The organism is Bacillus sp. L75 (assembly GCF_003676355.1).
Lineage (GTDB): Bacteria > Bacillota > Bacilli > Bacillales > Bacillaceae > Bacillus > Bacillus velezensis.
The window spans coordinates 113,884-128,840 of the sequence record NZ_ML064907.1 but is presented as its reverse complement, the minus strand read 5'-3'; the positions used below and the strand labels follow the sequence as shown (position 1 = coordinate 128,840).

Below are 14,957 nucleotides of genomic sequence, written 5' to 3'. Positions count from 1 at the left end.
GTGACACCTCCAAAGAGTTTACCACTCTGCTTGAGACATTGTCGGCGAAGATGTATTTATTTTCCTTTTGCTGACAGGACGAAAATACTGGATAGTTAAATTATGCACAATATGGAATGCAGCTACTGATAAAAAATCAAATTGTGCAGCTATTACAGCTATTACAGTAAATACAGTCATATAGGGGGCTGACTTTACACCACCAAGGGGAATATGGAGCAGTAAGAATCCTATCGAGCTAATACACGTACACAATAAGACAGAATCAAAGAAGTATAGTTTAAATAGAAAAGGAATACAAATTCTCCATATTAATTCCTCTGAAACTGCGCATAAAGGCAGGAAAATCAATGTATCAAGTTTATTTACTTTTCTTTTAACAAATACAACAGATTTGTTTTTACGCTTCCAGATAACATAAGGAAAAAAGAAACCTAGGGCACTAAATAATAAAACACCGTACGCATTATTGCTATGTATTAAAAAAAAGTTATCATCTAATAAGAAGATGCTGCAACACATAATTCCACCAAAAACGGTGATAATATCATAACTGCGCTGCGGTGTTATATGACGAGTCAGTTTATATTCCTTAGTTCTATGCTTGATTTGATACATAACTGTTAGCTTTGAAACATAGGGACCCATCAAATGAATCAGGATCCCTATAAAGATGCATACCCTTAACTCCATCATGTTCCTGCAACTAAAGTATATATAGGTGCATCGTCTACTCCATTATGGCCACCAATAAGATCCATGAGCTCATCATCTATAAACCCTCCGTATGGACGGCTCTGGATACATTGGGCTGTGGCCAATAAAATCATATTCTGCATCAGATGACCCGCTTCAATAAATATAAATCGATATGAACGATGGCCATATTTAAACCTTGACCTCCAAAAGCTAGCCGATATGATTACAGCGAAAGAAAAGTCCTTTACAGCTTCTTCTTGTAACATTATTCTTCCGAAATCCTCTTCAGAGTACTCACCTAGATGAACTAGGCCCTTTCGATAAGGATCAAAGTGATATAGACCTTTTTCCAAAGAATCCACCTTGTTGCTAACAACGTACAGATCCAACGGATAAAGAGCTCCGCCAGAAGGAATAGGGCGTCTAGGACCTTCAGGGCGCTCTATTAATCCATAACTACCCTGCAGAATGGTAGAAAGCTGTGATAATGTTGTACTACCACCGTTAAACTGTTCGATACTTCTCCTATTTCGAATAACTTCATCTAATGATACACTTGTCCTCAATGGGGAAGGTAATGTAATCAATGGCAAGTCATCAAATCGTTTACCTGCATGAGTAGCGATCTTCTGTAATGTTGCAGATCTCATTAGGCCTGCTACTCCTGGCGCGTCCCACGCCATAGAGCTTCGATAAACTTTCGAAGCCTCAAACCAGTTCTCAGAAGGATCATCAAATCTTAGTTTTTCATTGCCATAGACTACATCAACCAAATTAGTGGCATGCCTTTCAATCTCTTTCATTTCGTTAACCCCTTTCACCTTAGTATTTATGGGAATGGATGAGGTACTGGATTAAGTGTTTCGATTGTAAACGGCTCTGGTACTAACCCTAAATCGTAAGAATGTCGTAATATACGTTCTCCACCCAACATTCTTCCCCTGTAAAGGACATCTATAGGTTTAAACCCTGGAATGATGGACTTTACTACATAAGCTCCGGCATCTTTTATATCAGGACTTGTTAAATCAAATGTAGCCACTTTGAAACCTTTTTCATATAGGTGATCATTTAGACTATTCCAAAGTACATCAGGAGAACTATCATCGAATGACTTAAATTGGTTAACATCAACTAAAGTGCTGTTACTTGTAAGGAAATCAGCTTCCTTGACGATATCGGTTCCTGCGTAAAGCTTGATATGGTCCTCAAAACTATTGATATCCCTATTAAAATCCGCATTCACTAATGCGTTACCTAAACGTTGTTCCGTCTTGACCCAAGTTCTTGTATACATCCCTTCAATTGCTGCCTTTTCACAAGCCCTTTCTATTGAATAGGAGGAGGCGGCTCCAATTGCAAAAGGGGCTAAATTCGTATGAGGATTTCTGACAACTGCTAGCACAGAAGGAATACCTGAAAATACAGTCATATCAACTAAGTGCAGCCGCAATGATGTTGGTTTAATATATCTTTCATAAAAGCGTTTTAATCTCGGAGAAGAATTCACATCAATCTGGGGCAAGCTCAGCTTGTTATACCAGGTAAGCATAAAAGCATCCCGTTCAATCGTTTCAAATAAACCTGAAATTGCTGCTTCTACAAAGGTAATTCCGCAAGCAAGACCGTTACTTGTAGCATGACCTATATTAGTGTCCCCAGGCCATTCCGTATGATTGGCGATATGGATTAGTTGCCCTGGGGTCCATACCTCCTCATTTGTTTTCGCATATGTCCCTTTTCTCCACCACAGCTTAGTATTTTCATCCCAAACTTCATGAGGAAATATAGGATCTTTGAATTGAGTTGGAGCGTACAATTCCCAATCTTTATATCCAATGAAACGCTTATTCTCCTTCTCTAATTCCTTTTGTGATCCAAAACATACAACATCGGAATCAAATGGAAGATAAGCTGCACTATATCTTTCCACCGTTTCCCCAATAGCAGCTAGTCTTGCCGCAGCCGCATTATCCGATCCGCCTCCATTATAAGAATTAGAGGGGACTCCGAATAAAATTTTACTGTCTGTCCCATGAGCACCGTACGAGTGTCCCCAAACGTCATCTACATCGCGTAATTTCCGATACTCTCTTCTCACTATACCTACATATGGATCAGCAAGACTATCAAGGACTTTCCATGAATCTTCTAATGTCGTCCATTTACTCACCATAATTATTTGGGCACCTCGCCGTGATACCATACTTGAGGAAATCCTGTGTCAGCGGCAGGAGAACACTTTTGGCATCTCGGTACTCTATATACACGATGATTATCAACCGAAACTCCCCTGTCATCCAAATTGACAGTTATAAAACCACCTGGAACGGCGCTTGGTGCATAGTCTCTTAGTGTAATCCACTCTGTGACAAGATTATTCGCTATTCCTGCCTGTACCAAATGAACTGGCTGATTATATACCGGTTGTTTCGCAGCGTTGACTGGCTTGACCTTCATCAATTCTGAACGAAATACCTCATCTGAAAAGTTTGCTGATTTACGTAAGTTATAACAATGGAGACATGCAGACTTGTGCGGGATGAAAAATGGACCAACCCAAGCTGTCTGACCATCGTATGGAATAACACACAACCAAGGGACATGATCTTCTAATGATTGATCATTTACTTGTTCTAACAGCGGGTCCAAATGTGAAGCTGCTACAGCAATACGTATCGAAGGCTTCCCATTATCCGGTTTTTCTTTCCAATCTATGTTTAATCCTGTTTCCTGCAAGCTATTAGTAAGGGTTATTGCTAGGTTATTTTCCCCATGTGCTACAACTTCCACTATGCTTGTCTTTAATCTATGTAAGATCTGGTTGACTTTCACTTGCCCCCCTGCCCTCTCATATGCCAAAAAAGCAGTCATGTCAAAATTAGAAGTAGATTGTATACACAATCCGTTCGTCACCAGGAAATCGAAGACGTTTCTTAACTGTTCTTTCTCTAAGTTGAACCTTTGGTGCAGTTCTTCAATTGAGACTCCATTCTCACATACAAGATATTCTGAAATTGCCTCAAAGAATTCAACGATTCCTTCTCCATCAACTTTTGTAATGGATTGTGCTTTAAAGCTTAACAGGCTTCCTTCCAATTCTCCCAAAGTAATATGAGGAGATAATTTGAACCTTACAACCGTTTGAATAGATTGAGTTTGTTGAGACATCTGTATTCCTCCTTAATTAATTTGTTTATTTTCAAATAATTGAGCTGCATTTGGCGGATGCCCAATTATCTGTTCCAGAATATTAGTAGTTGGTTCTAATCGGTCATCGGAAGACAGTATCTGATATTCTACCAACCATTCTATTAGATCCAGTGGCATGTTATTTTGCATCAGCATCCTAATCGCTTCCTCTTTATTTTTACATTGTAAATCTATCTGCATCTCCAAATCTTGTTCAAATATATCTTTAAGTCTTTCCATACTAATAACTTCCGCTCCGGTTAGGTCAAAGGCTTTCCCTGCGCGAACATTTACATCTTTTTTTGAGATTAAGCATGCAGATGCAACATCTTGAGTGGAAATCCAATTTACGCCTACCGGAGAAAAAGCAGTGAGCAGTATTCCTGTGGCTGCTGCCCATCCTCTGTACAACTCGATTCCGATATCCAAAGGGGATGTTCTGTATAAAATACTTTTTTTATATTTTTGTAGTAACTCTGTTTCCACGTAACCCAATTCATCATTCAAATTATATCTCCGGTTTGAAAGTATGATTGTTTCTGCATCCAAGTCAAAAGAGTTGATGAAAGAATCACTTTCGTACTTTATTGATCCGCCTAAATCTACAATCTGCAATGGATAATCATGGAGCTCAGCCGCCTTATCCTCCAATATTTGTTTCAGGGGTTCCCTAACTCCCATGTAGTGAATTTTCACGTCCAATACCTCCTAATCAATAATCTCACTCGATCAATCTCATGATTTGTCATCAGAAAGATAAGCAAAAAGTTAATATAACCAATTAATACTTAATATGGAAATTATAAATTTGATAATCACCGTAAATAAATGTCTTAACAAAAGATGGTTGAACCATAACAGTTAGGACAGTGCAGCAGCAAATAGAAAACAGCATACAAGATTAAGTTAGTTAGGATCAGAAGTTAAATACCTTTCTTAAAAGTAAACAAAGGATGGTGTCTTGAGAAAAACAAATAAGTTAATAACGTATTACTTCCTCCTACTTTAGCCTGGTTCATCTCTCTGCGACAAAATAATACAGGGAGTTACGAATACACAAATATCATTAAATCAGTTATTGATTTTGTAATACTATCTGAAGAAGCTTCGAAGAATGCTGAGGTAATACAAAGAAGAGTAAATCTTTCGTAGGTGACACCAGAATCATTACAATACCAATGGGGTACAAGAAACCCTTAGTAAATTTAAGCTTTATTCTAAGCAGTCGGGCAGTCATCCCTTTTGTCCAACAGACAAAGCTCAAGCTTCCTTGAAGTTTGACATTTCCTGTTAAGAATCCACCCAAAGCCCCGATCAGCCTATGCGATTCGCCTGAATTGGCTTAGCTTTAACTTCAAACAACGTTTCCTTTTTCCTAACAAGTTGGGTTATTCCGCTTAAAAAATAGTATTTATTCCCATAACCCTATTAAAACACATACTTTCCCTCTGATCAAATATAAAATTCAGAATTATTAATTTCATTTTTAACTAAATTTAGAGTGATTCAGCTTCTTAAACCAAATTGCTCATTATAAATCCATTATCTATATCACAAAAAATTACATATTTGGGTTGACAATATTGTCCATATAAATCACAATATGGTACATATCGGTAAATTCTTTGTCGATAAATTTTATGGAGGAGGTAACAATTATGACTCAAATTAAAGTGCCAACTGCTCTTATTGCAAGTGTACACGGAGAAGGTCAACATTTATTCGAGCCAATGGCTGCACGCTGTACCTGTACCACAATCATCTCTAGTTCATCTACGTTTTAACCTCTAAGACAAATAGACCAATAAGATGATTCTTATTGGTCTATGCTTCTTTATATTAAATTTAAATTAATTCTACTGAATGTAATGAAGTCCCCTCTTCTTGCAGTATACGGTATGTTGTTTTATCCATTTTGCCTCCTGTAATTTTAACGTTTGCAATATCACAAGATTCAAACCGAATATTAATTAGATTGCAGTTCGTAAAGGATACTTTCTTTAGATAGCAGTTCTTGAAGAACGTATGCAGGATGGAGGTATCTGTAAAATTGACTTTTGGCAGGTGACAACCGATATAAAGCATATACTCAAGTTTACATGTGTCATAATTTGACTGGCTGAGATCACTTTTTTTAAATGTCGATTCTATGATGGCGGAGTCTTTACATGAGAAATTCTTGAAGTAGCAGTTTTTGAAGACAGAGTGTTCGACATCGATATTCTGAAGAGTTGCACTTTTAAAGTCACTGAGATAGTACTCGGCATTTACCGGCTCAAAATCCTCCGTTTTTTGCAAATTCTTATTTATAAACGTCTTTTTTTTGAGTTTTAATACATTGGATTTATCTATATTCAGGTCACTGGTATCGACCGCCAAGCTTTTGGATTCTATTTCGCGTATAAGCAACTTCTCAATATCCAGCTTTGTCATACCCTCTGCTTCCAAGCTAATACTTCTATCATGAAGCTTAGTTAAAAGCTCCGTTTTTTTTCTGCTCAGTAACGAATTTCTTTCGTACTTTTTAAATAGACCCTCGACATACAGTTTTAGTTTTTCACTTATCATTTCCCGCTCTCCTTTTAGTCCCAGCTGCGTTTTAATGACCCATTCTTCAGCGGTCTAGTTTCTTGCCATTTTAATGTAATGCCGGTATCCAATTAGAGAAACTATAAATCCCAGTATTGTATAGCTCAGTACAACAAGGGTTACCCATATTAGACTTTCTCCTCCCGATATCGTCGAGACCGATTGAATTAACCCTTGATGCGCCCAGTACTGCGGAAAGAGCATTCCAATAGTTTGAAGATAGCTTGGTAATTGATCATAAGGGGTCCATAAACCGCATACAACAGCGGTACCTAATGCAATCACATTTGTCATGACCAAACCGGTATTTTCAGTCTTTGCAAAGACTGAAATGGCAACTCCCCAGGATGTAACTAGTAAAGATATCAACACAACAACCCACATATACGCCGGAAAATTATTAATTTCAATATCATACAGAAATATTCCCAGAACGGACAGGAGAAGAATTTGCATAAAAGTTATGACTAAAAAAGGGATACTTTTTCCTAAGAAGAAGTTATAAGGCTTTAAAGGGGTACTTGCCAGTCTTGATACAATTCCTTTTTCCCGATCCTTTACAAAACTTATAACGATGGAGATAATAATGAATGTAGAAAAGAATACGCTCATACCGGTTACAGATTGTGAAGCTACTAAAGTTTTGTTTGTACTGTCTGTCGTAAATAGCTCAATCAGCAATATGATGGACACAATAGGTAATATAATCGTCCAAAAAAACAGAGACTTATCCTTTAACTGTTTTAGCGTTTCAATTTGAGCGAGCGGTAACATGATAAATTCCCCCTTTATTCTTCATCACGCAAATCAGTGCCGGTAAGTTTAAAGAATACATCTTCTAATTTTGGCTTATATAAAAACAACTGATGAGGCACAATATTGTTTTCCTTACTGACGCTAATTAAGCGCTCCATGGTTTCTAAAGGTTTTTTGGTTTTTATTATCAGCCCTGAATTAACGACTGAAAACTCAAAACCATGGCTCTTTATTAATTCATGAGACAATGAGGAGTTAAACATAATAGATGATTCTTCATGTCGTTTAAGCAGTTCATTTATTTCTCCTTCATCGATAATCTGCCCTCTGTCGATAAAAGCTACATAGTCACAAAGAGTTTCAATCTCTTCCATGTAATGGCTCACATAAATAATGGTTTTACCGGCTTTTTTGAGTCGATTTACGATGTTAAAAATGTAGCGGCGTGATTGCGGATCCACGCCTACCGTCGGCTCATCTAGAATAATTAAGTCTGGATCGTGCATTAGTGCACACCCGATATTTAAACGGCGCTTCATTCCTCCGGAAAAGTTCTCCACAACGTCGTTTGCCCTTTCTGACAACCCGATATCTTCTAACAGTTTTTTTGTTGTTTGCTTTAGTTTTAAGCCATTCAGTCCATGCACCTTTCCAAAAAATTCCATGTTGGTCTTTGCGGTTAATTTTTCTTCAAGGCTGATATCCTGTGGAACATAACCCAGTCTGCCATTTTTATTGCCGACAAATTCAATCTTACCGTCATATTCCCGGATGATGCGCGAGATGATCTTAATTAAGGTAGATTTACCGGATCCGTTCGGTCCAACAAGTCCATAACAGACTCCTTTCGGAATTGTTAAAGCCACATTGTCCAAAGCCAGAGTCGTGCCATAGCGCTTACTTATATGTTCAACTTGCAGCATTTACACCATTCCCCCACTGTTATTTATTTTAAATATGGATTCAATTGTATTAATGTACTCCTTGTAGGCTGCTTTCCCTTCTTTCGTAATCTGAACAATAGTCTTCGGCTTTTTGGATACGAACTTCTTGGTTAGTTCTATATAAGCTGCATCTTCTAACTTTTTCAGATGCGAACCTAAATTCCCATCTGTGATGTCTAATGACTTTTTCAGGAAAGTAAAATCACATTGATCATAAGTCATCAGTAAACTCATAATTCCCAACCGTACTTTGGCATGTATTAAATCATTGATATTGTTAACATTACTCATTTCCTTGCCCTTTTCTTTTCAAAATCATTCCTGTAAGTAATAGGCTGCCTCCGCCAATAAATGCAAAAACAATATTCATTGCCTCAGGAAATAAACAGAATGTAAGCATACCGAGTATGCTCAGCCAAAATCCCATAATAAAAATCTCTTTTGTTAACACGATGCCTAAGAATATGTACATAATAGACACCATTAACACAATCAAAAACGATAGAAATTCTCCTGTTCGCGGCAATAATCCCATTAAAATCAGGAAAACAAAAATGCATACCATTAATATGAATCCAATCCATGCATATTTTAATTGATTCTTTAAGAAAGTGGGCATGGGATCAAATTGTTTCTGCTTAAGATATGTCTTCAAAGTCAGTATCCACCCTAATACTGCCAGTATTAACCAGACACAAGCGAGGACTACAGAAGGTACCTTACATAAAGAAACGGAATACGTAATAATCCATATACAGCCCCAAATAATGAAATATGGACTGGTTTGCCTTGAGTACTCAGTCTTGTAGTTCGTCAAGACCTTGATATGAGATAAGTTTTCGGCTATCTCTGATTCAAGAAAATTCTGATTTGACATAAGACAGGCTCCTCTTTTCGCAAAGTACTTTGTGGAACAGAGTATATTCTAATTCCATATATTTGTAAAGAGGTTTTATCCAAAATAGGCACAACTATTTAATCTTGGAAACAGCAGATGGGACTCTTGGCGCTGATATCCTTCCACCACTGTGAGACATCCTTATCTTGTTATAAGATCTCACAACAAAGCCTTCAGATTGCTGACAAACCGAATGTATATCGATTGGAAAGCAATTCATTTTATTGAAGGAAAAAGGACTGGAGTCATCCAGTCCTTTTCATCAAATCGGTCAAATCCCCGCCCAAACATCTTTTGCGTAAATGCCTTTTGTCTGGAGGTCCAAAAGCCATTTTTGCGCTTGCCGTTCGTCTGTTTCGCGGACCGACTGATACGCTTTTTGCAGCGTTGCCTCTACATCGGGCGCCATTCTGCTGCCGTCGCCGCATACGTAGAGGTGCCCTCCCCGGCCGAGGATGGAAATTAAAGCGCCGGCGTCTTTCGCCATTAAGTGCTGCACATACGTTTTCGGTACGCCTTCTTTGCGGGAGAAAGCCGTATGAAGCGTCACGATTCCGTCTTTTTCATAAGCTTCAAGCTCGTCACGGTAAATAAAATCATGATCGTTTCTGCATCCGAAATACAGATGAGCCTCCCCCAGCTCTTTTCCTTCTTTTTTTAACGCCGCCCGGGCCTGCAGAAATCCGCGGAACGGGGCGACTCCTGTGCCGGGACCGACCATAATAATCGGTTTTTCCGGATCTTCCGGCAGCCGGAATCGTGTTTCCGGAGTGCGGACAAACATCACGATTCCATCCTCAGGGCCGCGGTCCGCTAAATAATTCGAAGCGACTCCGCGATACTCCCCCAAACCGCTCCGGGCGGGGCCGCGAACGACGCCGACGGTAATTGAAGCCTGCCCGGGATGTTTCCGGGGCGAACTTGAAATCGAATAATACCGCGGCTTCAACGGGCGCAAAAGCTCCAGAAATCGCTCAAACGGAAGTTCACACGCTTCATATTTTTCAAGGAGATCGAGCATCGAGACGCGCGATGTTAAGATTTGCTCCTGATAGACGCCCTCCTCAAGAAAATCTTCCAATTCCCGTTTGTGCGGCGGGCAGACCGTATAAGCGGCCATTTCCCGGATTTGAGCCCTTGATGCCGCTTCCTGCAATTCGACACAGCTGCTCAGAAGATCATGCAGCCTGACCGGCCGATCGAGCGGGAGATGAGCCGCGCTCTGTCCGCTGGCCGTCAGCAGCACTTGATCATTCCCGTTCAGATTGAACCGGCGGAGAACACGGCTGACCTGCTCTTTGCTGTTTACCGGCAGCACGCCGAGATGATCCCCTTCATGATAGGCAGCCTCTTTCGGCAGAGTGATTTCGATATGCCTTGTGCTCCGGCCGCTTTCCGGCGCCTGAAGTTCCCTGTTTTCCGCAACGGATGCGTAAACCGCTTCATACGTCTGTGCCAAAGGAGACCCGCCAAGCCCGCTGACAAACTGAAGGCCCAGCGCACTTCGCTCTTTTTCTGCATTTTCATTCAGCTTGAGACCGAATGCCTTCATAGCGTCCGTCCACATGCTTTTTTTCCATTCATCAAGCTTTCCTTCAAAATCGCCGCTGACGTCCCCCTCGCCTCGGGAGGAAAAGCGTTCCGCCCCTTTTTCGGCAAGCTTCTCATCAATAAGCCTCGGTACAGCCTGATATGTCGCCGCCCAGTTATGATCACCGCAGCCAAAGACGGCATATCGGACGCCTTCCAGTTCCCCGGGTTTGACTTCTTCAAGCCATTGAACGAATTGTCCCGCGTTGCTCGGAGGCTTTCCGTTATAAGAGGACGTAATGATCAAGAGAGCTCCTTCTTTCGGCAGTTTTCCGATCCGGTCATTTAAAGGCGCCGTTTCAGTCCGGACGCCGTGCATCCCGGCAGTATCGGCAAGCTCCCGCGCCACGCCTTCTGCGGTTCCCGTATCTGAGCCGTACAGAATCAGAAGCGGTCGGTTATCAAGCCCGATAATGGATGCGCCTTTTGTTTCCCGTTTTTCTTTTTCGACTTCTTCCGCCGCTTTTTCAGCCGCCGGGAGAGCAGCCGCAACGGCTTCTTTGTTTCTCGGCCGCACCCGGATATGAAAGTCGCCGGGCTTGATCGTTAGTGTCTGTTTAATATCGAGCTCATAATCGGTGTGATCGATAAAGGTAAAATGCTGCAGAATCATCCCCAGAACAAGAGTTGCTTCATGCAGGGCGAACTGCATACCGATACACGCCCTCTGACCGTTTCCGAACGGCTTATACGCATGGTGAGGCACTTGATCAGGATGTTCAAACCGCTCCGGATAAAATTCCTCCGCATTGTCTCCCCACGCGTCTTTATCACGGTGAAGCTGGGGAATTAAGACGGAAATTCTGTCTTTCGGCGTGATCGGATATTTCCCGCCGATCACCGTATCCTCTTTCGCATAAAGGCTGAACGCAGGCGCGGTCGGCCATAAGCGCAATGACTCCTGCAAAATCATTCGGATATAAGTAAGATCCAGCACTTGTTTATATGAAGGAACGGGATCGGTCAATACCCGATCAGCTTCTTCATAGGCTTTTTCCAAAACACGGGGATGTTTCAGCAGAAAATAGATGGCAAAGGAAAGCAGGCCGCTGGTCGTTTCGTGGCCGGCAATTAAAAACGTGATGATTTGGTACCGGATATTTTCATCATCAAGTTTTTCGCCCGTTTCCGGGTCTTCCACATTCAGCATTCTGGCCAACAGATCCTTTTCATCCCGGCCGCCTGACCGGCGCTCTGCGATAATACTGTCTACTAACGAAAACATCGCCTGAATGTCATGATGAAATTGGCGCTTCGTCCTGATCATAAGCTTATCCTGAACATCAAGGCGCTGCATTTGGTGCATCGCTTCATCAAGGGCGCGCACCATGCTGTTGATAAACGGATGAGGCGTTTCCCTGTAATAGCTGTTAAACCGATAGTTAAAGCCGCAAAGCCCGATTGTATCGAGCGTCAGGCGGGTCATATCAGCAGGCACATCAACGGCCTCATCCGGATTGAGCCTAGCCCATTTTTGAATCAGCTGCACCGCGATATCAGTCATCATCGAATGATAATCTTTCATCGCGCGCTGGCTGAAGGTCGGCATCAGAATATTATGCGCCTTTCGCCAGTTAGGCTCATGCGTCCAGCTTGTAAACAGCCCGTCACCGGAAAACGCCCGGACTTTCTCCAAAGCCCCTTCAATGCTTTTATCGAACCGTTCTTCATCACAAACCTCTTTCACCAGTTCATGGCCGGACACGACGATAATGGCGCCCGCCGGCGTATGCAGCTGAAAAATAGGCCCCTGCTCGTTTGCCAGTTTGATCAGCGACATTGTAGGCTTGTCTTTATCAAGCAAAGGAAGATTGCCGAGCGGGCCGAATGTCTTCGGCTGCGGAATCGGACCTGTTTCCTTCATGAATAACACCCTTTCTTACACGTTGATGCGTTCCTTCCAACTACATTGCCCTTTTCACCGGCCGATTATCCGCCGTCACGGATCAATCATCGGATTGACGATCGATAACGGTTTTTTCTATACTGGAGAGGCTTGTTAAATACAGAAATAAGGTGAGTTCACATATGGATTTTGAAATCAAGTTTTTATCGTTTTATGTCATTCAAGTGGAAGGAAAAGACGAACAGGCAAACAAACAGTTCAAACATTTCCAGACCCTTGACACGGAAGAATTTGAAGAAAGCGAGCTGAAGGATTTTCTTGACGGGGAATTGAAGAAAATCGTCAAACGGAAAGCCGAACGGCATCCGCAATCCGAGCAAGTCCCAACAAAAATCGGCCATTTTATCACGGAGCCGGGCCATGAGCTTGATTCAAATCCGAATTACAACCTTTTCAACCGCGCCAGACTTGCGGATACGAAGGAAGCATTTATCGAAGCAAGCGAGCAGTTCGTCCGCACTTACCTTGACACGAGCGCCGTGCGCGGCGGTGTTTTTATCGTGGCATCGGCCGTTCCGCGCAAGTATTTTGAAGACAAATTCGTCTTTATGATGAAATGCGATTTCGAGCCGAAGGTCGCCCGCATCTCAGACGCCTCGTCTCTCATTAAAAAGGTCGAAATGGCCATCACGACAAAAAACATGAAAAGCATTCAATATCCGTATATGCCGGAAGAAGGCATGACGGAAGAGCATGAGCTGAAAATCCACCAGGCCTCGCACGCCCGTTATTTCGAAGATTTTCTCAAATTTGTCGAATATGGCGAATCGATGCCGGAAATCATGAAAAGCCAAGTCATGAACATGGTGCAGGAACACGTGTATGAAACTTTTGAAGAAAACAGCGAAGAGCTTCAGCAGTTTGAGCACGACATTGAAATTTGGGAAGCGAGTGAAAAGCGGGAAATTCAGGAGCGCCTCGACACCCATCAAGTCATCGAGGCATCCGCGCAGATCATTGAACACACGCCGGAAGCCGAGCTGAAAATGAAAGTCGGAGAAACAGAGATTAAAGGATTACTGGCTGATTTCGGCGAATCCATCCATCTCGCAAAAGTGAACGGGCGCTATGTCGCGCTCATTGAGGCGGAGACGATCTCGTTTGAAAAAGGCAGTTCGCCGGTGGAGTTTCACAAGCCTGAGGGGCTGCATGAGGTGATTGAACGGATACGGAATAAATCTGAACAAGACTGACAAAAGTCCAGACGCCATGTTCTGGACTTTCTTTATTTAATAAGGCTCTTTGAGCAATCGATAGCATGCACCGATGATGTCTTGGACTCCGGGCGTTCCCTTTATCTCGCGGCGGACGATTTCAGATGATAGATTCTGCACCTGTAATGCCCGCTCCGCCCGTCTTTCGAAGTATGCTTGACATGCAGTTTCATGGTTTTCTTGTTTTTGCAGTTCTTCACTAAGCACAATCGCGTCTTCAATCGCCATCGCCGCTCCCTGCGCCAATGTCGGCGCTCCTGCATGGACGGCATCCCCGCCCAGAACGACGCGGCCTCTGTGCCACGGTTCTTTGACCGCCATCTGCTCAATCTTATGAAACAAAACGGGATATTCCTTTGACATATTCTCTGTCACAAACTTCACTCCCGGAATTCCGCGCAGCAAGTCTTTCACCCGTTCAAAACGCGTGTCCTCGTCATCCCTGAAGTCAGCGTCATACGGCCGGATGATAAATACGTATCCTGTTTTTTCAGAGAGCGGCACGACTCCGACCTGCGTCTGCCCTTTTTTATACATCAGTGTCGAATCATGAAATATCGGCTCGGGAAAAGAAATGTAAAATCTGTGCGCTCCCATGCCGAGATACTCTGTTTTCACTTCTCTTTGCAGCATTTGATCGCGGACAGCGGAGCGGATGCCGTCAAAGCCGGCGAGGATGTCAGCCGTCATCGCGGTTCCGTCTGCACAATGCACCGTTATTTCATCTGCCGTTTCTTCGTAAGACACGACTTTTTTACCGAGCAGAATCGTGACCCCCGCCGCTTCAGCATGCTTTTTGAGGATATCGTTTAACGTTTGCCGCAATATATTATTCCGCCCCGGCAATGAATCATCTAAAAACGCCTCACTCACTTTAAACTGCAGCGTTCCGTTTTCATCATGCTGCTTCAGCCATTCCGTTTGAAAGCCGTGTTGACAGCATTCATCATACACACCGATTTCCCGAAGCACCCGCAGCGCATTTTGAGGCTGGAGAATGCCCGCTCCGCTTTTTCGCATGTCGGACGCCGCCTCGCAAAGGGTTACTTCAAAACCCGCTCTGCCGAGAGAAATCGCTGCGGACAGGCCGCCGATCCCTCCGCCCGCTATGATGATCTTTTTCACTTCATGGTTCATCACGATACCGCCTTCTCTATTTATTTATCACT

Annotated in this window: 14 protein-coding genes; 2 read left to right on the top strand and 12 right to left on the bottom strand. The window is 42.5% G+C overall.

What is annotated here, in order from left to right:
* Positions 1-18: 18 nt before the first annotated feature.
* From D5S11_RS13310 to D5S11_RS13290, 5 genes are read right to left on the bottom strand one after another with little or no spacing between them, the layout of a single operon-like run.
* Positions 19-693, bottom strand: a complete 675-nt coding sequence (locus D5S11_RS13310) for a CPBP family glutamic-type intramembrane protease (protein ID WP_237436811.1) — start codon at positions 691-693, stop codon at positions 19-21.
* On the bottom strand, positions 693-1,502 hold the full coding sequence (locus D5S11_RS13305; RefSeq protein WP_108725118.1) for a SagB/ThcOx family dehydrogenase: 810 nt from the start codon (positions 1,500-1,502) through the stop codon (positions 693-695). The genes D5S11_RS13310 and D5S11_RS13305 overlap by 1 nt, the downstream gene beginning before the upstream one ends.
* 26 nt (positions 1,503-1,528) lie before the next feature.
* The gene (locus tag D5S11_RS13300; RefSeq protein WP_108725119.1) at positions 1,529-2,875 is read right to left on the bottom strand and encodes a YcaO-like family protein; all 1,347 of its coding nucleotides are present in this window, start codon (positions 2,873-2,875) and stop codon (positions 1,529-1,531) included.
* Positions 2,876-2,877: 2 nt separating this feature from the next.
* Entirely contained in the window at positions 2,878-3,870 is a 993-nt protein-coding gene (locus D5S11_RS13295; protein WP_108725120.1) for a TOMM precursor leader peptide-binding protein, read from the bottom strand.
* Positions 3,871-3,882: 12 nt separating this feature from the next.
* Entirely contained in the window at positions 3,883-4,587 is a 705-nt protein-coding gene (locus D5S11_RS13290) for a Rossmann-fold NAD(P)-binding domain-containing protein (protein WP_012117035.1), read from the bottom strand.
* A 962-nt stretch (positions 4,588-5,549) separates the two neighbouring features.
* On the opposite strand from D5S11_RS13290, the gene pznA reads away from it, so the two are divergent.
* Positions 5,550-5,675, top strand: coding sequence for a TOMM peptide plantazolicin (pznA, locus tag D5S11_RS13285; RefSeq protein WP_157662605.1), 126 nt, complete (start codon positions 5,550-5,552; stop codon positions 5,673-5,675).
* A gap of 61 nt (positions 5,676-5,736) precedes the next feature.
* On the opposite strand, the gene D5S11_RS13280 is transcribed toward pznA, so the two are convergent.
* The 6 genes from D5S11_RS13280 to D5S11_RS13255 all read right to left on the bottom strand — a co-directional run bounded on the left by D5S11_RS13280 (position 5,737) and on the right by D5S11_RS13255 (position 12,532).
* Positions 5,737-6,459, bottom strand: coding sequence for a pentapeptide repeat-containing protein (locus D5S11_RS13280; RefSeq protein WP_108725121.1), 723 nt, complete (start codon positions 6,457-6,459; stop codon positions 5,737-5,739).
* Positions 6,460-6,513: 54 nt separating this feature from the next.
* On the bottom strand, positions 6,514-7,254 hold the full coding sequence (locus D5S11_RS13275; protein WP_007609959.1) for an ABC transporter permease: 741 nt from the start codon (positions 7,252-7,254) through the stop codon (positions 6,514-6,516).
* A 14-nt stretch (positions 7,255-7,268) separates the two neighbouring features.
* Complete coding sequence (locus D5S11_RS13270; protein WP_108725122.1) at positions 7,269-8,159, bottom strand: ABC transporter ATP-binding protein; 891 nt, start codon at positions 8,157-8,159, stop codon at positions 7,269-7,271.
* Positions 8,160-8,471: a winged helix-turn-helix domain-containing protein gene (locus D5S11_RS13265; RefSeq protein ID WP_007609957.1), complete on the bottom strand. Its 312-nt coding sequence runs from the start codon at positions 8,469-8,471 to the stop codon at positions 8,160-8,162. It lies immediately after the preceding gene.
* Positions 8,464-9,057, bottom strand: coding sequence for a hypothetical protein (locus D5S11_RS13260; RefSeq protein WP_108725123.1), 594 nt, complete (start codon positions 9,055-9,057; stop codon positions 8,464-8,466). The genes D5S11_RS13265 and D5S11_RS13260 overlap by 8 nt, the downstream gene beginning before the upstream one ends.
* 292 nt (positions 9,058-9,349) lie before the next feature.
* Entirely contained in the window at positions 9,350-12,532 is a 3,183-nt protein-coding gene (locus tag D5S11_RS13255; RefSeq protein ID WP_108725124.1) for a bifunctional cytochrome P450/NADPH--P450 reductase, read from the bottom strand.
* Between the two features lie 164 nt (positions 12,533-12,696).
* Between D5S11_RS13255 and D5S11_RS13250 the strand changes: the two genes are divergently transcribed.
* Positions 12,697-13,767 carry a DUF3900 domain-containing protein gene (locus D5S11_RS13250; RefSeq protein ID WP_007609950.1) on the top strand — a complete coding sequence of 357 codons (1,071 nt, stop codon included), beginning with the start codon at positions 12,697-12,699 and terminating at the stop codon, positions 13,765-13,767.
* A 36-nt stretch (positions 13,768-13,803) separates the two neighbouring features.
* Here the strand turns inward: D5S11_RS13250 and D5S11_RS13245 are convergent, their stop codons facing one another.
* Positions 13,804-14,925 (bottom strand): FAD-dependent oxidoreductase, encoded by a 1,122-nt coding sequence (locus D5S11_RS13245; RefSeq protein WP_108725125.1) that lies wholly within the window; start codon positions 14,923-14,925, stop codon positions 13,804-13,806.
* Between the last annotated feature and the right edge of the window lie 32 nt (positions 14,926-14,957).

What these genes read in the sequence shown, in the direction of transcription:
- D5S11_RS13310 (WP_237436811.1), bottom strand. Translation starts at nt 693, where the DNA reads ATGGAGTTAAGGGTATGCATCTTTATAGGGATCCTGATTCATTTGATG.
- D5S11_RS13305 (WP_108725118.1), bottom strand. Translation starts at nt 1,502, where the DNA reads ATGAAAGAGATTGAAAGGCATGCCACTAATTTGGTTGATGTAGTCTAT.
- D5S11_RS13300 (WP_108725119.1), bottom strand. Translation starts at nt 2,875, where the DNA reads ATGGTGAGTAAATGGACGACATTAGAAGATTCATGGAAAGTCCTTGAT.
- D5S11_RS13295 (WP_108725120.1), bottom strand. Translation starts at nt 3,870, where the DNA reads ATGTCTCAACAAACTCAATCTATTCAAACGGTTGTAAGGTTCAAATTA.
- pznA (WP_157662605.1), top strand. Translation starts at nt 5,550, where the DNA reads ATGACTCAAATTAAAGTGCCAACTGCTCTTATTGCAAGTGTACACGGA.
- D5S11_RS13280 (WP_108725121.1), bottom strand. Translation starts at nt 6,459, where the DNA reads ATGATAAGTGAAAAACTAAAACTGTATGTCGAGGGTCTATTTAAAAAG.
- D5S11_RS13275 (WP_007609959.1), bottom strand. Translation starts at nt 7,254, where the DNA reads ATGTTACCGCTCGCTCAAATTGAAACGCTAAAACAGTTAAAGGATAAG.
- D5S11_RS13270 (WP_108725122.1), bottom strand. Translation starts at nt 8,159, where the DNA reads ATGCTGCAAGTTGAACATATAAGTAAGCGCTATGGCACGACTCTGGCT.
- D5S11_RS13265 (WP_007609957.1), bottom strand. Translation starts at nt 8,471, where the DNA reads ATGAGTAATGTTAACAATATCAATGATTTAATACATGCCAAAGTACGG.
- D5S11_RS13260 (WP_108725123.1), bottom strand. Translation starts at nt 9,057, where the DNA reads ATGTCAAATCAGAATTTTCTTGAATCAGAGATAGCCGAAAACTTATCT.
- D5S11_RS13255 (WP_108725124.1), bottom strand. Translation starts at nt 12,532, where the DNA reads ATGAAGGAAACAGGTCCGATTCCGCAGCCGAAGACATTCGGCCCGCTC.
- D5S11_RS13250 (WP_007609950.1), top strand. Translation starts at nt 12,697, where the DNA reads ATGGATTTTGAAATCAAGTTTTTATCGTTTTATGTCATTCAAGTGGAA.
- D5S11_RS13245 (WP_108725125.1), bottom strand. Translation starts at nt 14,925, where the DNA reads ATGAACCATGAAGTGAAAAAGATCATCATAGCGGGCGGAGGGATCGGC.